A 20,905-nucleotide genomic window follows, 5' to 3' on the forward strand; every position below is an offset into this window, starting at 1 on the left:
TACCTCCTGGCCGCCGCCGACCAGACCATCATCGGCCCGGCCGGCGTGGTCTGGAGTCACCACGCGCCGGTCGAGACGATGATGACCGTCAGCCTGTTCCTCGTCCTTCCCTTGGCGCTGCTGGGCCCGGCCCCGGTCAGGAGTGCTCGCGGGCCGCCTTCTCGATGAGTGACGTGGTGATCGCCGGCTGCGAGACGAACACCGCGTGGGAGCCGCCCTTCACGGCCCGGACCACGCTGTGGGCGCGACCGGCCATGAAGTTCTGGGCGGCCGGCGGAATGTTCCGGTCGGCCCCGGCGACCAGGTAGTAGCTGGGAATGGTCTGCCACGCCTGCGGCCCGGTCGCGTCCTCGTTGAGCGCGGCCGCGGTGACCGGACGCTGTGCGACCGCCATCAGCGCGGCCTGCGAGGCGGGCACGTCGGCGGCGAACTGCTGCGGGAACAGCGCTCGGTCGACGTACAGGTCGACGTTGCCGTCGGGCAGCGGCACCGGCCGCAGCGTCTCGGAGAGGGTGCTGCCCGGGAACTGCCCGGACAGGTCGGCCGCGCTCTCCCCGGCCTGCGGCACGAACGCCGCGATGTAGACGAGCGCTTTCACGTCCGGGTCGCCGACCGCGGCCCGGCTGGCCACCATCCCGCCGTACGAGTGCCCGACCAGCACGATCGGCCCCTGGATGCTGTCCAGCAGGGCCTTGACCTGGGCGGCGTCCGACTCGACGCCGCGCAGCGGGTTGGACGCCGAGACGGTCGGGTAGCCGTCGTGCTGCAGTCGCCGCACGACGTCGTTCCAGCCGCTGGAGTCCGCGAACGCGCCGTGGACCAGGACCACCGTCGGCTTGGCGCGGTGCCCGCCGGTGGCTTCGGCCGCCTGACCGGCAGTGATCACCAGCGTCGTCGCGGCCAGGACCGCTGCGGCGATCCCGATGCTCTTGACTTTCCTCATGGTGTTTCCCCCTGAAGAGCCGGATGTGTCGTCGGCCCGGACGCTACGAACGTGTTGTGGGCAAACAGTGGGCGCCTACGATGCCGGGGTGCGCGATGAGCTTTCGGCCCTGGTCAAACAGTTCGGGTACGGATTCGGTGAGCGTGTCGACGCCGGCCGCCGTCTCGTGGAACTGGGCGCACCGGCGGCTGATCGTCTGCTCGTTCTGCTCCGCGAGGGTGACACCGGGACTCGGGCGCTGGCCGCGTTCGCGCTCGCCGAGTTCGAGGCGACGCCGCAGCGCCAGGCGGCGGCGGACGGGCTGGTCGCGGCTCTTTATGACGACCATCCTCCGGTACGGCGGCGAGCCGCCCGTACCCTCCGATTCTTCCGTGATCCACGGCTGGACGGCGTGGTGATCCGGTGGCTGGACTCGCCCGACGACGCCGATCGGTCGTGCGCCCGCAGTTGTCTGGCCGGTCTGGGCAGCGACGACACGCGGCCGGCCCGGCTCGACCACGCGATCTTGCAGGCGCGCCGACCGGTGCCCCGGCTCTCGGTGGCGCATCCGTCACCGGTCGACTTCGCCGGTTTCTTGTCCGGAAAAGATTTCCCGCCCGAGAGTCCGGTCCCACCGGTGCCGGCCGAGGATCTGCCCGCGGTGCGGCTCGCCGCCCGGGGCGAGCCGGGTGATCCGGTCCGGCCCGGGCTGTTTCCACGGCCGGCGGTCAAGCTCGCCCGGTTGGCCCTGGCGCAGGCCGGCGATTATCCGGCCGATTCGGTACGGAAGGCCGCCGAAACCGCCTACGACCGGGGCCGCCCCTATCGCGCGCACGACGCCCTGGCCTGCGCCTTGGTCCACCCGGAGGTCGACGCGACCGACCTCGCCCTGAGCTACGGCCGGCAGCGGCAGGGCGAGCGCGGCTGGCGTTCACGGCGCAAGACCCACCAGGTCCTGGCCTGGGCGCGCCGCTACGGCTACCTGCCCCTGGAGTCGGGGTGCGTCTGCGCCCACGGCTGGTTCACCACCTCGCCGAGCAGGGACGTGGCGGCCGCCATGTCGGCCCACTGGGACGCGATCCGGCCCCGGTGCACGCTGATCGAGACCGATACCGATCACTGGCGTCGGCTCTGGCGTTGCGACCGTTGCGGCGAACACTGGGTCGAGGAGTCGGTGAGCTCGGGCCACGCCGAGCTCTACTACGCCTACCCGGCTCAGTCGTCGATCGCCTGGTAGATGCTGGTCCAGACGTCGTTCCACAGGGGCAGGTTCTGGTCGCCCATGTGCGCCCGCTGCATCACGACGATCGCCGACAGGTCCTCGGCCGGATCGTTGTACCAGGCCGTGCCCCAGAAGCCGGGCCAGCCGTAACTTCCCACGGACGGGCCCAGCCGCGTACGCCGGGTGATGACCGACATCCCGAAACCCCAGCCCTGGTTGTCGAAGTATCCCGGCCCGAAACCGGACACCGCCTTCTGCGCCGGAGTCAGATGGTCGGTCGTCATCAGGCTCACCGCCGCCCGCGACAGGACCCCGTTGCCGCCGGCGAGCAGGGCCGAGGCGAACGCCAGGTAGTCGTCGGCGGTCGACACGAGCCCGCCACCACAGTCCTCGAACACCGGCGGCGCGCTGAACCGGCCGTCCGGCGCATCCGCGACCGTGCGGGCGTCGTCACGGTCGTAGGCCGTCGCGAACCGGCCCAGCCGGTCGGCGTCCACACTGAACCCGGTGTCCTTCAGGCCGAGCGGCTCAGCGATCCGCTCGCGCAGGACCTGACCGAACGGCCGGCCGGTGGCCCGCGCGATGAGCGCCCCGGTCATGTCGGCGCCGGTCTCGTACATCCACCGCTCGCCCGGCTGATGCACCAGCGGCAGTGCCCCAACCTGGCCCAGCCACTCGTCGAGCGACGGCGCCCGCACCGCCCCCAGCGCGTCGGCGATCGGCACGGTCCCCGGCTCGGCCAGAACCATGCCGGTCCCGAGCGTGAACACCAGCAGATCCCGCAGCGTGATCGGCCGCCGCGCCGGAACGGTCTCGGCCAGCGGCCCGCCCGGATCGGCCAGCACCCGCATGCCCGCCAGCTCCGGCAGCAACTCGTCGACCGGGTCGTCCAGCCTCAGCGTGCACTCCTCGACCAGCACCATCGCGCAGGCGGCGACAAGCGGTTTGGTCATCGATCCGGTACGGAAAATGGTGTCGCCCGCCATGGGGACGCCGGCGCCGGCTCCTTCGTACGCGAGAAATCCGCTCGCCTCGACATGCACCTGCCCACGACGCCCGAGAACCACCATGGCCCCGGGCACAAAACCGTCCCCGACCAGCCGCTCGACAAGATCTCGCACCCGGCCCAGCCGCTTGATCGAGAAGCCACCCGCCGCCATGCGCCGTCCCCCTCAGCCTGGTCTCCGTCTCTGGATGCTCTCAGACGGTGAGGCCGAAGAGGGCGGCGGCGTTGCCGGAGGAGAACTTCTCGCGGTCGGCGTCCGTGGGCAAGTGGGTGAGGAAACCGCTGATGGCCTCGCGCGACGGCTGCTGGAACGGGTAGTCCGTCGAGAAGATCAGGCGGTCGATCGTGGTCACCGACAGGGCGTGCTGCAGCAGCGCCGGGTTGAGCATGCCGGAGGCGGTGATGTGGAAGTTCTGCCGGACGCAGTCGGCGACCGAGCGTTTCAGCCCGGCCACCCGGCTCAGGGTGTCGGCGCGGTCCAGCCAGAACAGCAGCATCTCGCCCCAGTGCCCGAGAATGATCTGCAGGTCGGGGTGCCGGTCGAACGTGCCGCGCAGGATGAGCCGCAGCGCCGCCGTGGCCGCGTCGAGGTGCCAGCCCCAGCCGAACGTGGCCAGGGCCAGGTCGGTCAGTGGCGCGAAACCGCGGTAGGAGGCGTCGCGCAGGGCGGCCGACGGCAGCTGCGGGTGCAGGAAGATCGGCTGGCCGAGCCGTTCGGCGGTCGCGAACAGGTCGTCGTAGCGCGGGTCGTCCAGAAGGATCTCGCCGGCCCGGCCGTACACCATGGCGCCGACGTGGCCCAGCGTCGCTGCCCGCTTCAGCTCCGCCGACGCCTCTTCCGGTACGGACATGGGCAGCGTCGACAGTGCCCGGAAGCGGCTCGGGTGCCGGTCGACGGCCGCGGCGGCGAGGTCGTTGGCGGCGCGGCTCAGCCGGACGGCCTCGGGCCCGGCCAGCGGGTGGGTGCCCGGCGGAGTCAGGGCGAGGACCGAGATGTCGATGCCCTGCTCGTCCATCGCGGCGATCCGGCCGGCGCCGAGATCCTCCAGCCGGGACTGTTTGTCGCCCATCTCGTTGAAGGCCAGGCTGTCGTCCTGTTGCCCGTCCGGCAGCGCCCGGAGCGCGGCGGTCAGGTCCGGCGTGATCCAGTGTTCCTCGATCGCGATCAGCGTCATGTCGCCACTCCCGTGTACTCAGTTAGCTATCAAAAGATAACTATCATCTGACAGCGAGGCTAGCATGATCGGGTGGATGACGCGCAGACCGAGAGACTGTTCGAGCTCGCCGACCTGATCCTGGCCGTGAGCCGGCACATCCACGCCTCCAAGGACACCGGCGGCGAGACCTGGACACCGCTGGAGAGCAGCGTCATGCGCTTCATCGACCGCAACCCGGGCACGTCACCGCGCGAGGCGGCCGAGGCCACCCAGCTGATCTCCAGCAACTTCAGCCGGGCGGTGCGCGCGCTGGAGAAGAAGGGCCTGGTCCGCCGGGAGGTCGACGAGCAGGACGCCCGCCGGGCCCGGCTCTACCCGACCCGCAAGGCCCAGGAGAACCTGCGACAGCTCCGCGAGGTGTGGAGCCGCCTGCTCGACGGCGTCCTGGACGACCCGGCCGAGATCGCCGCCACCACCGCGACCCTGCAGCGTATCGAGACCCGGCTGGTCAGCCGCCCCCGATAGGGCCCGCGCCGGCATCCGGCAACGGCCGTAACCGACGTCACGAACCGGGTTTGAGCCCTGTTCCCGGTGCGTGCGCCGGCCGCGGCGCCGACCGGCCGTGAATACCGGACCCGGGTGGGCGGGTATTCGGAATGTATGGACGATCAGACCTACACGCTCACCGTCGAGGCCGGGGACACCGACGCCGACGGCCGGCGCGCCGTCGTTCTGAAGATCCGCGGCGCGCTCGACATCAGTGGCCGGGACGACCTGGTCGCGGCGATCACCGGGATCGTGGCCGGCGACTGCGAGCGGCTCGTCGTGGACCTCTCCGAGGCCACCTTCATGGACTCCGAGGCGCTGGGGGCGCTGCTGGAGGGGTATTCCGCCGCCGAGAAGAAGGGCGTGCCGATGACGGCGACCGGCGCGCACGGCATCGTGTACCGGGTCCTGCAGATCACCGGCCTGCTGACCGTGCTGCAGCACCCGTGACGGGGCCGGCGGCATCCCGGCCGCCGACCCCGGGAATCGGTCAGGCCGGGCCCTGGGCCTCGGCCGACACGTCCTGCCACTGCCGCCACTCGGCCAGCCGGGATTCGTAGTCGGCCGTGGCGATGCCCATCGGCGCGGTCCCGAAGAAGATCCGCAGCGGCGGATTCTCCGCGTCCACGACCTTGAGGATCGCCGACCGGGTGGCCACCGGGTCACCCGGGTTGGCGACCCGGCCCTTGCGGGCCTCGGCCGCGCTCACCCTGACTCCGTCGTACACCGGCAGTTTGGTCGCGTGCTTGGCCGACGAGCCACCCCAATCGGTGCCGAACCCGCCCGGCTCGACCAGGGTCACCTTGATGCCGAAGGACGCCACCTCTTGGGCCAGGGACTGGCTGAACCCCTCCAGGGCCCACTTGGAGGCGTTGTAGATGCCGATGTTGGCGAACGCGGAGATCCCGCCGATCGACGACACCTGGATGATGTTGCCGCCGCCGCTCTCGCGCAGGTAGGGCAGCGCCGCCTGGGTGATCCAGAGCGCGCCGAAGACGTTGGTCTCGAACTGGGCGCGGGCCTCCTGTTCGCTGATCTCCTCGATCATGCCGAACTGCCCGTACCCCGCGTTGTTGACGATCACGTCGAGGCGGCCGAAGTGGTCGAACGCGCGGGCCAGCGCGGCCTGCCCGGCCGCGCGGTCGGTGACGTCCAGGGCGAGCGGCAGGATCTGCTCGCCGTACTTACCCGCGAGGTCGTCGAGCGTCGAGACGTCACGGGCGGTGGCGGCGACCCGATCGCCGCGGTCGAGGGCGGCTTCGGCCCATTCGCGGCCGAAGCCGCGGGAGGTGCCGGTGATGAACCAGGTCCGGGCCATGAGAAAGATCCTCTCCTCGGTTGTCACCTCCACTCTTATCCGATCGAGCGGCGATGACACCCGGGATCCCGGTCACATCACGCTGGTCGGCGGCGGAGACCGGCGGCCGCCCACCGCCGGGGTCTCCGCCGCCGGCTCCCCGCGTTGGCGGGAAGCGGAACGGGCCGTCGGTAGGGGACGGACCCGTTCGTGCCCGGCATGGTCACGGACGGTGATTGACAGGCGATAGACAGGGTCGGAAGAGGTAGTTGTTGGTGTGGACGCAGACCTGTCCGGCCGGCGTCCATCCACGCCGCCAGGTGTACATCGTGTAGCCGCGTTCGACGAGCCAGGCGACGACGTCCTCGGGGGAGTAGTCGTAGCGCGCGGTGTGCCGGGCCTCGATCTCGATGAACAGCGCCGGCCGGAACCGGTCCAGGGCCGCCGCCGCGCCGTGCAGCACGTGCAGTTCCCCGCCCTCGACGTCGATCTTGACGAAGTCCAGCCGGTCCAGCCGCTCCCGCGTGACGAGATCGTCGACCGTGGTGACGTCGACCAGCACGTCCTCGTGCCGGGTGAACTCGTCGTTCGAGCCGAGCCCGTGGCTGCGCCAGTCGAGGAAGGAACGGCTGGTCGCGGGCCCGTCGGCGGTGTAGGGCACCCGCATCGCGGCCCGTCCCGGCTCGGCGCCGAGCGCCACCGCGTGATGGTGGACGTTGCCGCGCCGCCGCGCACCGAGCACCCACGACCAGAACGGGTGCCCGAAGGTCAGCGGCTCCACGCTGTGCACCGCGCCGGTCGGCCCGGCCAGGTCGGACAGGGCCCGGCTGTAGAGGCCGGCCGCCGATCCGACGTCCAGGCACACGTCGCCGGGCCGGACCAGCCCGCCGATCGTGTGCAGCTCGTCGTCCAGGTACCGGGTGTGCCGCGACAGCGTGTTCGCGACGGCATTGATGATGGTCACGGCGACGAACGTAGGCGGCGCCGGGCCCGTGCGAATCGGCCCACGGGCTTACGCCCCGGGGCTTACCAGGCCCATCTCGTACGCGATGATCACCAGATGGACGCGGTCGCGCGCGTCGAGCTTGGTGAACAGGCGGGCCACGTGGGCCTTGGCGGTCGCCGGGCTGATGTGCAGGCCGGTGGCGATCTCGGCGTTGGACCGGCCGAGCCCGACCAGGGTGAGCACCTCCCGTTCGCGCTCGGTGATCCCCTCGGACGACCGGTAGACCGGCGCGGGCGCGGCCGGGCGCCCGGTGAACTGCTCGATCAGGCGCCGGGTGACGCTCGGGGCGATCAGCGCGTCCCCGGCCGCGACGACCCGGACCGCGTTCAGGATGTCGTCCAGCGCCATGTCCTTGACCAGGAAACCGCTGGCCCCGGCGCGCAGCGCGGCGAACACGTACTCGTCGTCGTCGAACGTGGTCAGGATCAGCACCTTGGCCGGGTTGTCGCCGGCCAGCACGTGCCGGGTGGCCTCGATACCGTCCATGACCGGCATCCGGATGTCCATCACCACCACGTCCGGCCGCTGCTCACGGGCCATCCGGACCGCCTCGGCACCGTTGCCGGCCTCGCCGACCACGGTCAGGTCCTCGGCGTCGTTGATCAGCACCCGCAGCCCGTTGCGGATCAGCGGCTGGTCGTCGACCAGCAGCACCCGCACGCTCACGAGCCGTCGCCCGGCAGCGGGATCCGCGCGTACACCCGGAAGCCGCCGGACCCACCCGGACCGGCGCTGAAGTCGCCGCCGAGCAGGCTGACCCGCTCCCGCATGCCGGCGATGCCGTACCCGTGGTCGCTGACCTGGCCGCCGCGCCCGCCGTCGGTCACCTCGATGATCAGCTCCTTCGTGCCCTGCCCGATCAGCACGTCACACCGGTCGGTGCCGGCGTGCCGGATCACGTTGGTCAACGCCTCCTGGACGATACGGAAGGCCGACAGGTCGATGTCGGGCGGCAGCGGTACCTGTTCCCCACCACGAACAAGAGCGACATTCAAACCCGCGTTTCCCGTACGGGCGAGCAGGCCCTCCAGGTCACCCAGCCCGGCCGCCGGGTCCAGCGGCGCCGGACCGGCCTCCACGTCCACCCGGCGCAGCGTGCCCAGCATCCGGCGCAGCGCCGCCGCGGTGTCCCGGCTGGTCTCCTCGATGTTGGCCAGCGCGTTGCGGGCCTCGGCGGGCTGGGTGTCGATGACCCGGCGACCCATCCCGGCCTGCACCGCGATGACCCCGATGCTGTGCGCGATCATGTCGTGCAGTTCCCGGGCGATCCGCAGCCGCTCGGCCTGCACCGCCCGGTCCTCGGCCTCGACGCGCTGCGCGGCCGCGTACTGGCGGCGCTGCCGCACCGAGTTGCCGATCAGCCACGCGGTCACGATCGCCAGGATCTCGACCGCGTACAGGGTGAACAGGTCGTCCGGGCTGTCGAGCGCAGCCAGCCCCACCTGCACGGCGGCGGTGGCCACGGCGGCCGGGATCGAGCGCCGCCGCGAGGTCGAGGCGGCCACGTTGCCCAGCGTGATGTCGGCCAGCACCAGCAGCGGGACGAGCAGGACCCGGCCGGCGAACATGTGATGCACCGCCGGCACGATCCCGGCCGCGCTGACCAGCACCACGACCAGGGCGGTCATCGCGTGCCGGCGCATCAGCCCGAGCGGCAGGATCAGCACCAGCACGACCGCGGCACCCCACAGACCGGTCGCGCTGACCGGCATGAACGCGACCATCAGCAGGGCGATCGGGAACAGCAGCACCAGGCTCCAGCGCGACAGTCGTACGAACATGGCGGTGATCGTATCGGCGCTGATCAGCGCCGACATCGGCCCGCGGACGTACGCCCGTGGGCTACCGGCCGCCCGCGGCGATGTGATCCGCGGGCCGATGCGCGCTTACGCGCCGGCCCGACAGATTGACCGCCATGAGGAAGAACGCCGTGATAGCCGTCCTGGCGATGATCGTGACCCCGGCGGCGAGCACGCTGCTCGCGCCCCCGGCGACCGCCCCGCCCACCGCGCTGAACCGCCCGCCCGGCACCTACCTGCTGTACGACACCCGCGGCCGGGGCCGGGTCGCCCAGGTCTTCGGCGATCTGAGCACCGCGAGCCGCATCGCCGTGCTGGTCCCCGGCATGTCCAACCGCCTGGCCAACTTCTGGCGCGGCGTCGGCGGTCGGCAATATCGGTCACCGGCGACGCAGGCCGCGAACCTGCAGCGGGCCATGGGACCCGGTGACCACGCGGTGATCGCCTGGCTCGGCTACGACACCCCGCAGACCATTCGCGAAGCCGCCCGGGAGAGACTGGCCGCGGCGGGCGCCGACGCCCTGGCCGGTTTCGTCGACGGCCTGGCCGCCGCGCACCCGCGGGCCACGATCACGCTGCTCGGCCACAGCTACGGCTCGACGGTGATCGGGCTGGCCGCGTCCCGCCTGCCCCCGCAGGTCACCGACATCGCGGTGTTCGGCAGCCCCGGCATGGGCGTCGACAGCGTCGCCGGCCTCGGCACCACCGCCCGCGTCTGGGCCGGCCAGAGCCGCGGCGACTGGGTCCGCTGGATGCCGGGCGTGCGCCTGCTCGGCATCGGCCACGACACCAAACCGGCAAACCCCGCCTTCGGCGCCAAAACCTTCACGACCGCCGACGTACGCGACCACGACCACTACCTCGCACCCGGCACCGACTCCCTCGCCGCCCTGGCCGCCATCGCCGGAGGACTCGCATGACCCCGACGGGCCGAGACCGCATCGCTGGGCTGACCGCCGCGACCCCGGCCGGCCGAGATCGCACGGTCGACGCTCTGCGGGCCGTCGCCATCCTCGGCGTGATCCTCGGCCACTGGCTGGTATCCGCCCTGGTCAGCGACCCGGACCAGCCGTCCGCCTGGCACGGCGCGAGCCCCCTGGAGCACTACCGTGCCCTGACCCCGGCGACGTGGCTGCTGCAGACGCTCGGCCTGTTCTTCTTCGCGGCCGGCTTCGCCGCCTCCCGCAGCCCGGGCCGACGCGTCGCGCGGCCGCGGCTGACCAGCCGGATCGGCCGTCTGGTCAAGCCGGTCACGATCCTCGCCGCGGTCTGGCTGGCCGCGCTCGGGCTGCTGGCCGCGGCCGGCGCTCCGGAGAGCACCCGTGACGCGGTGCGGTCGCTGGTCACGCACCCGATGTGGTTCCTGATCGTGTACGTCGTGTTGCTCGCCGCTGCTCGACCACTGCGGGCCGCCGTGATCCGTTTCGGTCTGCGGGCGTCGCTGGTGCCGGTGGTGCTGATCGCGCTCGCCGACGTGGTGCGCCACCTCGGCGTGGACTCACCGGTGCTGTTGCTGGCCGCCCCGGTCGGGTGGGCCGCCCCGTACATGTGGGGAATTGCCTTTTCCGAAGGGCTGCTGACGCGTCGCCATGGCCCGGTCCTGGCCGCCGCCGGGGTGGTCACCGGTCTCCTGCTGGTCGTCGGCGTGGGGTATCCGGCCAGCGCGGTCGGCGTCCCGGGCGACGGCTGGTCGAACCTCGACCCGCCCTCGCTGTTCGCCCTGGCCCTCGCGGCGGCCCAGCTCGGAGGCTTCCTGATGGTGCGTCCGCGCCTGGAGGTGTGGCTGCGACGGCCCGAACTGTGGCGGCCGGTGGTGACGCTGAACCGGTTCGCGATGACCCTGTTCTGCTGGCACCAGACCGCCCTGCTCCTGGTCTGTTTCGCGAGCCTGCCGACCGGTCCGCGGCCCGGCCTGCTCGACGCCCCGGAGGGGATGTGGCCGGTGCACAGGTTGTTCTGGCTGCCGGTATTCGCCCTGGTCCTGGCCGTGCTGTGCGCCATCTTCCAGCCCACCGGCTCGTCCGGGGCGACGAGCAACGAGCCGATCGGGGTGAGGGGCAGCGAGCCGGTCGAGCTGACGGACAGCGGGCCGATCGGGGTGAGGGGCAGCGGGCCGGTCGAGCTGACGGGCAATGAGCCGGTCGCGCTGACGGGCGGCGGGCCGGGTGGGGAGACGGACGGGCCGGCCGGGGTGGAGACCCCGACCGGCCCGGTTCGAACAGGAGGGATCAGTGCATGATCACCGGAGCGGCGGCCTGCTCGCCGTCGGCCAGGTGGACTTCCTCGCGCTTGCGGGGCAGGAACAGCGCCGCGATCACGGTGACGCCGACCAGGGCGACGGCGACCCAGTAGGTGTGGGCGAACGCGTGCGCGGCCTGGGCCAGGCCTTCCTTGACGCCGGCCGGGCCGCCGATCTGCTCGGCGATCCGCGGGTCACGCTGGGCGAGGATCGCCGGGTAGGCCAGCTTGGCGTCCTTCAGGCCGCTGGTCAGGATCACCGACATGATCGCGACGCCGACCGAGCTGGCGATCTGCTGGGTGATGTTGAGCAGCGTGGACCCGCGGGCGACCTCGACCTGCCGCAGCGTCTTGAGCGCCGAGGTCATGATCGGCATCATCGTGCCGCCCATGCCGAGGCCCATGACGAACAGGGTGACGATCAGGTACGTGTACGAGGTCGTCGAGGTGATCTGGGTCAGGCTGATCATGCCGGCCAGGATGAACACCAGGCCGAACGGCACGATCCGGCCGACCGGCAGCTTGTCCGAGAGCGCGCCGGCGATCGGCATGGTCAGCATCGCGCCGAGACCCTGCGGGGCCACCAGCAGACCGGCGTGCAGCACCGACTCGCCGCGGATCTGCTGGAAGTAGGTCGGGACGAGCAGCAGGCCACCGAAGAACGCGACCGCGAACAGGAACATCGTGATGATGCTGACCGCGAGGTTGCGGTTGCGGAACAGCCGCAGGTCGAGCAGCGGGTGCTTCGGCTTGAACGAGTACAGGACGAACGCGGCCACCAGGACCAGGCCGATGATCCCGGGGATGAGCACCCGGCCCGACGAGATGGTGCCCTCGGCCGGGATCGACGAGATGCCGTAGAGGAACAGCGCCAGACCGGGCGACATCATCAGCATGCCGACGAAGTCGAACGTCTCGGACGGGTGCGGCGCGTCCTTGGGCAGCACCACGAACGCGTAGACCAGCGCGATCAGGCCGATCGGCAGGTTGATCAAGAAGATCCAGTGCCAGCTGGCGGCGTCGATCAGCCAGCCACCGAGGATCGGGCCGCCGATCGGGCCGAGCAGCATCGGCACGCCCAGGATGGCCATCAGCCGGCCCATCCGCTTCGGCCCGGCCGCCTTGGTCATGATCGTCATGCCCAGCGGCATCAGCATGCCGCCGCCCAGACCCTGCAGCACCCGGAACGCGATGAGCATGTTGATGCTGCTGGCCATGGCACACAGCACCGAGCCGATGGTGAACAGCGCGATGGCGGTCATGTAGAGCCGCTTGGTGCCGAACCGGTCGGCGGCCCAGCCGGTCAGCGGGATGACCGTGGCCAGCGCCAGCGTGTAGGCGGTGACGGTCCACGCGACGGTGGAGTAGGGGAGCGGGTTCCCCTCCGTACCGAAAATGGTCTGGAACGTCGGCAGTGCGACGTTGACGACCGTGATGTCGAGGATCGACATGATGGCGCCGAGAACGACCACCCCGGCGATCTTCAATATGTCCCCGGTGATCCGCTCGTCGTTCGCCGCGGCGGGTGAGGCAACCTCAGTCATGAAATCCTCTTCGGGCAGTTGCGCCGTGTTGTGTGCGTCAGGCGAGACGCTGCCACCGGCCGCTGGCACGGAACGCACATGACGCTGGTACGGGACGGTCGGCAGCCCCCGGCTCGAACCTAGTCCTGTCGCCCGTCGATGGTGGTACCGATCGGGGTACGTGTCGCTTGATGTACACCACAGATACGTGTGGGTGTGTCATTTCCGTACGAAAATCGCCCGAAGTTGAGGAATTCAGCCGGTCACTCGGTTGAACTTCTCGGACTCGCCGATGGCCCGCTTGTCGTTGATCAGCGGTCGAGCGCCGTCGCGCGCGGCCGAGACGTATTTCCCGTTGGCCCGCGCCAGCAGGCTGACCGTGCCGTCGGCGTTCTCGACCAGGTGGAACGTCTCGGTGCGGCCGATCCGGTCGCGGCTGGCGATGAGCGGCTCGGTGCCGTCAGCAGTGGCGGTCACGTACTTGTCGTTGATCTCGGCGCGCAGCGCGATGTCGCCGTTGCCCAGGTCGATCTCGTCCCAGGTCTCCCAGGCGCCGGCGACCTCCGGGAACGCGATGAGCGGGGAGGTGCCCTCGTCGTCGGCGGTCACCCAGCGGTCGTTGACCAGCGATTGAAGGTAGACGACGGTGAACGTGCGGGTGCCGGCCGTGGTGGCCGGGGCCGCGGCCGGAGTGGATCGTTTCACCGAGGTCACGGACGGCGCCGGTTTGGGCGACGAGGTCGCGGCGACCGCACTGTCCCCGCCCTCCGAGGCCGGGTCGATGCTGGTCAGGGCGACGGCGGCGGCCACCAGGAGCACGGCCACCACGGCGACGCCGGCGAGCACACGGCCGCGCCGGGGCCGGGCCTCGTGCGACGCGGGCACCGCGGCCACCTCGCCGGTCGCGATCCGCAGCAGATGCTCGGCCGAGTCCGCGTCGATACGCTGCCGGGGATCGCGGCGCAGCAGGCCGTCGAGGGCGTCCCGCAGCACCCCGGCCCGCTTCGGCGGACGCGGCGGCTCGGTCGCCAGCGCGGCCAGCGTGGCCGCCGGGGTCGACCGCGAATACGGCGGCTGGCCCTCGACCGCCGTGTACAGCGTGGCGCCCAGCGACCAGAGGTCCGACGCCGAGGTGGCCGCACCGTCGAGCGCCAGCTCCGGGGCCAGATAGGACGGCGAGCCGAGCACCACCCCGGTCGCGGTCAGCCCGGACTCGCCGGCGATCGAGACCAGCCCGAAATCGGTCAGGATGGTGCGCCCGTCGTAGCCCAGCAGCACGTTGGCCGGCTTCACGTCCCGGTGCAGCAGGCCCTCGCGGTGCGCCGCCCGCAGCGCCGACAACAGATCCAGGCCGATCCGGGCGACCTGCTCGGGAGGCATCGGTCCGTCGGCCCGGATCGCGTCGAACAGCGACCGCGACGGCACCAGCTCCATCACGATGCAGGGCAGACCATCATCGGGTACGACGTCGATCACCCGGACCACGTTCGGATGCGCGAGCCGGGCCGTGGCCCGGGCCTCGCGCAGCGTCCGCTCGCACAGCGCGTCCATGTCCTCGGCGCTGATCCCGCGTGGGGCGAGGATCTCCTTGACCGCGACGTCACGGTCGAGCAGCTCGTCCCGGGCGGCCCAGACCCGGCCCATCCCGCCCGAGCCGAGCAGCCGCACGAGCCGGTATCGCCCGGCAATCAGTCGTGAGGTTCGATCCGCCACGGCCGAGACTGTATACGAGCTTTGCACTCATTCACGGAACGTGTCGCGAAGCTGATCAATGGCCGAACCGGTCGGAGTCCTCGACGACGGATTCGCCCTGGTCGAGAGCGGACAGTGCGGTCATCTGCTCGTCGCTGAGCGTGAAGCCGAACACGTCCAGGTTCTCCCGCAGGCGTCCCGGGTCGGCCGACTTCGGGATCGGGACCAGGCCCAGCTGGACGTGCCAGCGCAGCACCACCTGGGCCGGCGTGCGGCCGGTGGCGTCGGCGATCTCGGAGACCAGCGGCAGGTCCAGGACACGGACACCCTGGCCGCCGATCGGGGACCAGCTCTCGGTGACGATGCCGTGCCGGGCGTGGAACTCGCGGGACGCGTCGCGGGTGGCGGCCGGGCTGAGCTGGATCTGGTTGACGTCCGGCGCGACACCGGTCGCCTTGATGATCCGCTCCAGGTGGGCCGGCTTGAAATTGCTCGTGCCGATCGCCCGCACCAGGCCGGACTCCAGCAGCTGGACCAGGCCCTCCCACGCCTCGACATACCGGTCGTGACCCGGGTTGGGCCAGTGGATCAGCAGCAGATCCAGGTAGTCCAGACCCAGCGTGTCCAGGCTGCGCCGGGCCGCCTCGGCGACCAGGTCACGGCCGTGCCACTCCCGGTTGAACTTGGTGGTCACGAAGTAGTCGGCGCGGTCCAGGCCGGCCGCCTTGAGACCCAGGCCGACGCCACGCTCGTTCCGGTACGCCTGCGCGGTGTCGATCAACCGGTACCCGGCCGCGAGCGCGTCGGCGACGACCCGTTCGGCCTCGGCGTCGTCCAACGGCCACGTGCCGGCGCCGATCCTCGGCATCTCGGCCCCGTGCAGAAGACGGACGGTGTTCATAGTGGTCTCCCTGATCATTCGTCACCGTAGGATCTCACCGTGCTTGCCTGGCTGCGACGCCGTGACCCCGGCCTGATCACCGTACGCCGTGCCGCCCGTGTCACGGTCGTGGCCTGCGTCGGCTTCTACCTGACCCGCTACGTGCTCGGCAATCCCGGGATGGCGCCGTACGCGCTGTTCACCGTGATCGCCCTGGGCCTGCTCTCACAGATCTCCGGCAGCCCGGGCCAGCGGGCCCGGACCCTGCTCGGCGTGCTGCCGGTCGGCTGGCTGCTGGTCACCCTGGGCACACTGCTCTCGTTCAACACGTGGGCGGCCGCGGCCGGGATGTTCGTGCTCGGCTTCCTGGTCAGCTTCGCCGGCGTCGGCGGGCCGCGGCTCGTCGGCCTGGCCGCCGGTGGGCAGCTGCTCTACATCCTGCCGTGCTTCCCTCCGTACGATCCGGGGGGTCTGGGGTGGCGTCTGGCCGGTGTCACCCTGGCCGTGCTGCTGCTGGCCGGCGCCGAACTGGTGCTGTGGCCGGACGCGCCGCCGGTGCGGTATCGGACCCGGCTGGCCGCCGCCATCTCGGGACTGTCGGCGTGCCTGACCGCGGTCGCCGACAGCTGGTCGGGCGACGACCCGGCCGGGCGCGAGCGGCTGGCCGCACTGCTGCCGGAGGCGACCGCGGCGGCCGACGCGCTGCGCCCGTCCCAGCTCCCGCCGACCCAGCGCCCGGCGTCGGCCGGGAAACGCGACCGGGCGCTGAGCTCGACCGCGGCCACCGTGCGGCTGCTGCTCGGACGGGTCGCCGACCTGAACGCCGAGGACGAGCACGTCGCGGTCGCCGTGCCGGCCGCGGCCGCGCTGGTCCGGGAGGCCGCCGGGTGCGCCGAGGCGGCCGCCGCCTGGCTGCGCGGCGAAGGACCGGTGCCGGACACCAAGACCATGTCCGGGGCGCTGCAGACGTTCCGGATGCGCCGCCTCAACACCGACCCGGAAGGCCTGCCGCCGGAACGTCTGCGCCTCGGCTCGCTCGCGCTCAGCCTCGGCGAATGGGTGCTCAGCATGGTCACCGCGATCCGGATCGCGGCCGGCGCCCCGATCCATCCGGACAGCACACCGTCCGAGGCAAGACCAGGACCTTTCTGGTACGCGTACGAGAGCACCGGCCGACTGTGGTGGCACCGCCTGCGGGAGAACCTCACCCCGCGCTCGGTCCACTTCCAGGGCGCTCTGCGCCTGGCCGCCGCCCTGGCCACGGCCCGGCTGCTCAGCGGCATCCTCGACGTGTCACACGGCTTCTGGGTGCTGCTGACCATCCTCACGGTGCTGCGCACGTCGGCCGCGGCCACCCGGTCCACCCTGCGCCCGGCCCTGGTCGGGACCGTGATCGGCTCGATCGTGGCCGCCGGTCTGCTGTTCATCCCGGTCGATCCGCTGTGGTACGCGGTGCTGCTGCCCGTGCTGATGCTCGTCGGTTTCGCCGCCGGCCCGCTGCTCGGGCTGGGCTGGTCGCAGGGCTTCCTGTCGGTGACCATCGCGCTGATCTTCGCCCAGGTCTCCCCGGTCGACTGGCGGCTGGCCGAGACCCGGATCCTCGACGTCGCGTTCGGCGCGGTCATCGGCGTGGTGATCGGCCTGTTCGCGTGGCCGCGAGGCGCGTCCGGCGAACTGCACCGGGCCACCGGGATCTTCCTGGCCGACGCCGCCCGCGTGGTCCGCGACACCGTCGACGTACTCGCCCACGGCAAGCATCCGGGGCCGGCCCTGCCCCGGGCCCGGTCCGACGGGATGCTCGCCGAGGCGTCGTACGCGCTGTTCCAGAGCGAACCGGCCCACCCGGTCGGCGTCGACTGGCAGGCCACCCTGGTCGCCGGCCACCACGCCGTCCGCGGCGCCGAAGCACTGATCAAGTCGTGCCCGAGCGGCGGCCTGCTGCCGTGCGTGACCGAACTGACGGTGAGCACGTCCGACGTGGCCGGCCGCTACGAGCACGCCGCTCTGGCCTTGCTGCTGCGCGACCCGGCCGCCGCGGCCGCCGCCACCGACGGCCCACCCAGCCTGTCCTGGCCCGACAACCTGGGCCGCGACCTCTACCACCTGGCCGACCTGCGCGTCTGGCTCGACGGCCTCCGCGACGACCTGACCCGCCTGCACGCGTCCGCGTAGGAGCGGGCCCCCGATCATCTCGGACCGCCGGCTCACGGCCGCGGCCCCGCAGCACCGGCAGATCGGTCCTCGGCAAGCTGTCGCAGCGCGACCGGGCCGCGGCGATCGTACGGGCGCGCGAGGCCCGCCTCGGCCGGACCTTCAAAGAGGGCCAGGAAGTCCTCGGCGCCACCGGAGGCCCGGTCATCCGGGTCAGCCCCGCGTTGACAACGGCCGGCTGATCTCAGGCCGCTCACGGTGCTGTCCTCGACCGACGCCCTGGCGTTCATGGCCGCCGGTACCTAGTGTCCGTGTCGTGCACCTCGTTGATGCCGCTCTCTGGGGTCTTCTCGGCGGTCTCGCGGTCGAGGGGCTGCAATTCATCGCGGACGGCCGCAAAGTCGGCGCCTGGCCGTGGTCGGCTCAGGACGGTCCGGCTCGCTCGTTCTATCTGGCCGCCATCGTGGTGCGGTTCTCGGTCGGCGGAATCCTGGCCGGCGCACTGGGCGCCAGCGGCCAGATCGACACCCCCATCGCCGCATTGATCGCCGGCATCTCGGCCCCGCTGACGATCGAGCGGGTGGCGGCTCAAGGCGTGACACTCGCGACGGCGAACCAGGGAGCCCGGCAGGCACCCGCCGAACCGGCCATCGAGATCCCGAACCAGTCCGTCGCCGGCGGTACCGATGCCGAGTGAGAGTGGCACCTTCATCACGTTCCTTCGCGCGCTCGGCCGGGTCGAGGCGTCGAGGGGGCGGAAACGCGAGTCGACGCACGTACGCATCAGTAGGAACGTTCTGTGGGTCGGCTCGGAGGCCTACCTCTTGTCCAATGTGGCCGCGGTTCGATCGGTCGAGGTCAAACCGAACCGGGGGCGGCTGGTTCGCCACTACGCAAGGCAAGGGGCGACTCTGGTGCTGATCGCCGGGATCGTCATGGCGCTCTTCAGCTCCGCGCGCATCGCCGGCGCGATCGTGATCGTCGGCGTTGTCGTGGTCAACGCCGTGCGGCTGGCCCGCAGCCTGCTTCTTCCCGCCCTCTACATCTTGACGCTGATGATCGATGGGTCGTCCCGTGCCGTCATGGCCAGCGCCGACCGGGATCGGATTCATGATCTGACCCTCCGGATCGTTGACGCGATCGAGAATCCGGAAACGGAATACGACACCCACATCGATACGGTCGCCGTCGTCTCCGGAGTCGGTGGGGACAAGGTGATGGGCGACAAGTTCGTCGTCGACGGCCTGGGATGAACAACCGGTTCGGGAACCCCTCGGCGTTCCAGTAGGACTTGAGCTGCTGACGGCGGCTGGGTCCAGTCGGTGGGCGCCAGGACTACGGCAAGGATCAGCGTCGACAAGAGCAGCGCTCACGCGCGGTGAATGATCCGATCTAGGTATGCCTAGACCGCTCCGGTGAGCCGTCTAAACCGTGCTGAGCAGCGAAGATACGCAGGCGCTGCCGATGTGTGGAACACCCTGCCGGACGACGATTAATGCATCGACGAACCACAGGGAGCAAGTCATGTTGATGCATTCGGAACTGATGATGGGTCTGGTCGCGGACCGGCAGCGGGAGCTGATCGCCGAGGCGGACAAGGAGCGGCTGCTGGCCGGGGCGCGCAAGGAGCGTCGGGCGCGGCGGGCCGGAAAGAGCAGGGCGGTTCGCGGGCAGCCTCGAGCGGCGGTTCAGAACTCCTGAACCGGGTCGGCGGGAGTCGACAGGTGCACGGTCACCGCGGCGGCGTGCGGGGCGAGCAGGTCCCGCACGTCCTGCACGGCCGCGGTGACCAGGGTGGACTCGCGTAGCGGCAATAACGCCCGGCGGTCCGTAGGTACGGATCATCGACATGGAGGTCAGCATCCATACACAGCCCGGCCCCGTCACCGATCCTCAGTTCCGCCTTTCCCTGCCCGCAGCCGCAACCGAACCCGCCGCCAGACCCGCACCCCGCCCCGAACCGCCCGCCGAAGCACACCCCGCAACCGCCGCCACACCGTACGCGGCAGGAATGCCCACGCGGCCTCTCCCGCCGACACCCCGAACGCGATCCCCGTCCCCAACCAGCGCACCGCGGCGTCGCCCCCAGCGGCTGACGGCGGCGGTGCGATCACCAGCGCCGTAGCCGCGGTGAACAGCACGATCCCCAGGTTGTAAGCGATCCGGCCGCGACGCGCCCACTGCTGCCACAGCGCAAAGTCCGCCCGCTGTTCTTCCTGCAGCCGCTCGGCTCGACCCGGGACGGTCCGGTCCTCCTCGGTCCACCAGTCCGCGAGGTCGGCCGGTGAGTACAAATATTGCCGGGCATTGAATCCACACTGTACCGCCATGATTAGGGAGAGCCCCGCACAGAGCGAGAGCAGCATCGCCTGACTGGGCCAGCGGAACTTGTCCGCGTCGGCACCCACCACACCCAGAAACGCGATCGAGAATCCGGCCAGCAGCGGCGCCGCCACACCGGTCGCCGTCTCGACCGCCGGGCCATAACCCAGCGGTGCGGGCTTGCGCCATCCCGGTCGCCGGAACCCCGCCGTCTCCGGCTCTTCCGACTCGTTGCTAGGCATGGATACCCTCACTATCACCGGAACGTGGTCGTTCCATTCTCTACAGTGATGACAACCGGAAGTGAAACCACCGGCACGGACAAATCCGAGGTGACTTATGGGCCGCTTCTCCGACTGGCTCGGCGACGAGATCGTCCCCGACTTCGGCGATGGTCACAGCGCCATGGACGTCGAGGCCGACGCCTGCCCCGACTGCGACGGCACCAACCGACACGACCGCGGCTGCCCCAGTAACAACCTGCCCATCGCCGAAGCCTCCGCCCGGCGAAAGAAGTCCTGGCTCGACGACCTCCTCGACTGACCTCGATCCGTCAGAGGGTTTTCTTCGCTGCCTGACCGTTTCGACTTGCCCGTCTTGTCCATCCGGTTCGGGGAGATTCGGGTGAATAAGTCCGCAGCGAGCGGTGGCAGGGTCATGCCGATTTGACGGTGGTCGATTATGCCGATGATCGAACGCATGGCCGGGCAGACTTTGCCCATGCTGAAGCGTTGGGGCAGCGGCGATCGAGCGGCGACGCCTGATGCGTGGCCGACCCGACTTCGAGATGTACTTCTCTAGGAGTGCGGTCGCCGCGAGCCTGTGGGATTACGGTGAGGACGACCTGGCCGACCGCGCGCTCCGGATGACCGATGCCGACCTGCGCCACGTCCAGGCCATTGCGGCGAACTACGAGAACCCGGCCTATGCGTTGCCGATGACGGGTCAGCGGGTCACGCACCACCACGTGACCGCCTTCGCGGCGATCACGTATTTCGAGGGGGCGGTCCGGCCGCTGAGCCGGACTCGACGGAGGCCGCAGAACCGGCGGCCCGGACGGTTCACGCCGTTGCCTCCGGATCCTGCCACCGGGCTGTAATCGGTTCGTGTCCCGATCGCCACCCGTCGCGGGTGTCGCTGGTTG

23 protein-coding genes are annotated in these 20,905 nt (G+C 70.9%); 11 read left to right on the forward strand and 12 right to left on the reverse strand.

Features of this window, described 5'->3' with window-relative positions; all coding sequences use genetic code 11:
• Nucleotides 1-136: 136 nt before the first annotated feature.
• The gene (locus tag ACSHV8_RS11160; RefSeq protein ID WP_436532036.1) at nt 137-943 is read right to left on the reverse strand and encodes an alpha/beta fold hydrolase; all 807 of its coding nucleotides are present in this window, start codon (nt 941-943) and stop codon (nt 137-139) included.
• Nucleotides 944-1,031: 88 nt separating this feature from the next.
• On the opposite strand from ACSHV8_RS11160, the gene ACSHV8_RS11165 reads away from it, so the two are divergent.
• The gene (locus ACSHV8_RS11165) at nt 1,032-2,159 is read left to right on the forward strand and encodes a HEAT repeat domain-containing protein (protein WP_436532038.1); all 1,128 of its coding nucleotides are present in this window, start codon (nt 1,032-1,034) and stop codon (nt 2,157-2,159) included.
• Here the strand turns inward: ACSHV8_RS11165 and ACSHV8_RS11170 are convergent.
• Both ACSHV8_RS11170 and ACSHV8_RS11175 read right to left on the reverse strand, forming a co-directional pair.
• A complete protein-coding gene (locus ACSHV8_RS11170) occupies nt 2,138-3,304 on the reverse strand; it encodes a serine hydrolase domain-containing protein (RefSeq protein ID WP_436532040.1) in 1,167 nt (388 codons plus the stop codon). The two genes, ACSHV8_RS11165 and ACSHV8_RS11170, sit on opposite strands and share 22 nt — an antisense overlap.
• Nucleotides 3,305-3,344: 40 nt before the next feature.
• Complete coding sequence (locus ACSHV8_RS11175) at nt 3,345-4,325, reverse strand: amidohydrolase family protein (RefSeq protein WP_436532042.1); 981 nt, start codon at nt 4,323-4,325, stop codon at nt 3,345-3,347.
• A 72-nt stretch (nt 4,326-4,397) separates the two neighbouring features.
• On the opposite strand from ACSHV8_RS11175, the gene ACSHV8_RS11180 reads away from it, so the two are divergent.
• Nucleotides 4,398-4,832, forward strand: a complete 435-nt coding sequence (locus ACSHV8_RS11180; protein ID WP_436532044.1) for a MarR family winged helix-turn-helix transcriptional regulator — start codon at nt 4,398-4,400, stop codon at nt 4,830-4,832.
• 135 nt (nt 4,833-4,967) lie between these two features.
• Complete coding sequence (locus tag ACSHV8_RS11185; RefSeq protein ID WP_436532046.1) at nt 4,968-5,303, forward strand: STAS domain-containing protein; 336 nt, start codon at nt 4,968-4,970, stop codon at nt 5,301-5,303.
• A 40-nt stretch (nt 5,304-5,343) separates the two neighbouring features.
• Here the strand turns inward: ACSHV8_RS11185 and ACSHV8_RS11190 are convergent, their stop codons facing one another.
• The 4 genes from ACSHV8_RS11190 to ACSHV8_RS11205 all read right to left on the reverse strand — a co-directional run bounded on the left by ACSHV8_RS11190 (nt 5,344) and on the right by ACSHV8_RS11205 (nt 8,937).
• On the reverse strand, nt 5,344-6,171 hold the full coding sequence (locus tag ACSHV8_RS11190; protein WP_436532048.1) for an SDR family oxidoreductase: 828 nt from the start codon (nt 6,169-6,171) through the stop codon (nt 5,344-5,346).
• Nucleotides 6,172-6,373: 202 nt separating this feature from the next.
• The gene (locus ACSHV8_RS11195) at nt 6,374-7,114 is read right to left on the reverse strand and encodes an FkbM family methyltransferase (RefSeq protein ID WP_436532050.1); all 741 of its coding nucleotides are present in this window, start codon (nt 7,112-7,114) and stop codon (nt 6,374-6,376) included.
• A 48-nt stretch (nt 7,115-7,162) separates the two neighbouring features.
• Nucleotides 7,163-7,822, reverse strand: a complete 660-nt coding sequence (locus ACSHV8_RS11200) for a response regulator (protein WP_436532052.1) — start codon at nt 7,820-7,822, stop codon at nt 7,163-7,165.
• Entirely contained in the window at nt 7,819-8,937 is a 1,119-nt protein-coding gene (locus ACSHV8_RS11205; RefSeq protein WP_436532053.1) for a sensor histidine kinase, read from the reverse strand. Before ACSHV8_RS11205 ends, ACSHV8_RS11200 begins: the two co-directional genes overlap by 4 nt.
• Before the next feature lie 134 nt (nt 8,938-9,071).
• Here ACSHV8_RS11205 and ACSHV8_RS11210 point away from each other — a divergent pair, with 134 nt between their 5' ends.
• The gene (locus tag ACSHV8_RS11210; protein ID WP_436532055.1) at nt 9,072-9,875 is read left to right on the forward strand and encodes an alpha/beta hydrolase; all 804 of its coding nucleotides are present in this window, start codon (nt 9,072-9,074) and stop codon (nt 9,873-9,875) included.
• Nucleotides 9,872-11,194 (forward strand): acyltransferase family protein, encoded by a 1,323-nt coding sequence (locus ACSHV8_RS11215; protein ID WP_436532057.1) that lies wholly within the window; start codon nt 9,872-9,874, stop codon nt 11,192-11,194. Before ACSHV8_RS11210 ends, ACSHV8_RS11215 begins: the two co-directional genes overlap by 4 nt.
• Here the strand turns inward: ACSHV8_RS11215 and ACSHV8_RS11220 are convergent.
• The 3 genes from ACSHV8_RS11220 to ACSHV8_RS11230 all read right to left on the reverse strand — a co-directional run bounded on the left by ACSHV8_RS11220 (nt 11,184) and on the right by ACSHV8_RS11230 (nt 15,309).
• Nucleotides 11,184-12,737 (reverse strand): DHA2 family efflux MFS transporter permease subunit, encoded by a 1,554-nt coding sequence (locus ACSHV8_RS11220; RefSeq protein WP_436532059.1) that lies wholly within the window; start codon nt 12,735-12,737, stop codon nt 11,184-11,186. The two genes, ACSHV8_RS11215 and ACSHV8_RS11220, sit on opposite strands and share 11 nt — an antisense overlap.
• Nucleotides 12,738-12,971: 234 nt before the next feature.
• Complete coding sequence (locus ACSHV8_RS11225; protein ID WP_436532061.1) at nt 12,972-14,429, reverse strand: protein kinase domain-containing protein; 1,458 nt, start codon at nt 14,427-14,429, stop codon at nt 12,972-12,974.
• Nucleotides 14,430-14,484: 55 nt separating this feature from the next.
• The gene (locus ACSHV8_RS11230; RefSeq protein ID WP_436532062.1) at nt 14,485-15,309 is read right to left on the reverse strand and encodes an aldo/keto reductase; all 825 of its coding nucleotides are present in this window, start codon (nt 15,307-15,309) and stop codon (nt 14,485-14,487) included.
• Nucleotides 15,310-15,348: 39 nt separating this feature from the next.
• On the opposite strand from ACSHV8_RS11230, the gene ACSHV8_RS11235 reads away from it, so the two are divergent.
• From ACSHV8_RS11235 to ACSHV8_RS11250, 4 genes are all read left to right on the forward strand, one after another.
• Nucleotides 15,349-17,460 carry an FUSC family protein gene (locus ACSHV8_RS11235; protein ID WP_436532064.1) on the forward strand — a complete coding sequence of 704 codons (2,112 nt, stop codon included), beginning with the start codon at nt 15,349-15,351 and terminating at the stop codon, nt 17,458-17,460.
• Between the two features lie 295 nt (nt 17,461-17,755).
• The gene (locus ACSHV8_RS11240) at nt 17,756-18,136 is read left to right on the forward strand and encodes a hypothetical protein (RefSeq protein WP_436532066.1); all 381 of its coding nucleotides are present in this window, start codon (nt 17,756-17,758) and stop codon (nt 18,134-18,136) included.
• Complete coding sequence (locus ACSHV8_RS11245; RefSeq protein WP_436532068.1) at nt 18,126-18,692, forward strand: DUF6232 family protein; 567 nt, start codon at nt 18,126-18,128, stop codon at nt 18,690-18,692. Before ACSHV8_RS11240 ends, ACSHV8_RS11245 begins: the two co-directional genes overlap by 11 nt.
• A 271-nt stretch (nt 18,693-18,963) precedes the next feature.
• The gene (locus tag ACSHV8_RS11250; protein ID WP_436532070.1) at nt 18,964-19,140 is read left to right on the forward strand and encodes a hypothetical protein; all 177 of its coding nucleotides are present in this window, start codon (nt 18,964-18,966) and stop codon (nt 19,138-19,140) included.
• Here ACSHV8_RS11250 and ACSHV8_RS11255 read toward each other — a convergent pair.
• Both ACSHV8_RS11255 and ACSHV8_RS11260 read right to left on the reverse strand, forming a co-directional pair.
• A complete protein-coding gene (locus ACSHV8_RS11255) occupies nt 19,128-19,253 on the reverse strand; it encodes a hypothetical protein (RefSeq protein WP_436532072.1) in 126 nt (41 codons plus the stop codon). The two genes, ACSHV8_RS11250 and ACSHV8_RS11255, sit on opposite strands and share 13 nt — an antisense overlap.
• Before the next feature lie 69 nt (nt 19,254-19,322).
• On the reverse strand, nt 19,323-20,003 hold the full coding sequence (locus ACSHV8_RS11260) for a hypothetical protein (RefSeq protein ID WP_436532073.1): 681 nt from the start codon (nt 20,001-20,003) through the stop codon (nt 19,323-19,325).
• 97 nt (nt 20,004-20,100) lie between these two features.
• Between ACSHV8_RS11260 and ACSHV8_RS11265 the strand changes: the two genes are divergently transcribed.
• Nucleotides 20,101-20,304: a hypothetical protein gene (locus tag ACSHV8_RS11265; protein ID WP_436532075.1), complete on the forward strand. Its 204-nt coding sequence runs from the start codon at nt 20,101-20,103 to the stop codon at nt 20,302-20,304.
• Between the two features lie 220 nt (nt 20,305-20,524).
• Nucleotides 20,525-20,860 (forward strand): hypothetical protein, encoded by a 336-nt coding sequence (locus ACSHV8_RS11270; RefSeq protein ID WP_436532077.1) that lies wholly within the window; start codon nt 20,525-20,527, stop codon nt 20,858-20,860.
• Nucleotides 20,861-20,905: the final 45 nt, after the last annotated feature.

The organism is Actinoplanes sp. HUAS TT8 (assembly GCF_051380535.1).
Classification (GTDB): domain Bacteria; phylum Actinomycetota; class Actinomycetes; order Mycobacteriales; family Micromonosporaceae; genus Actinoplanes.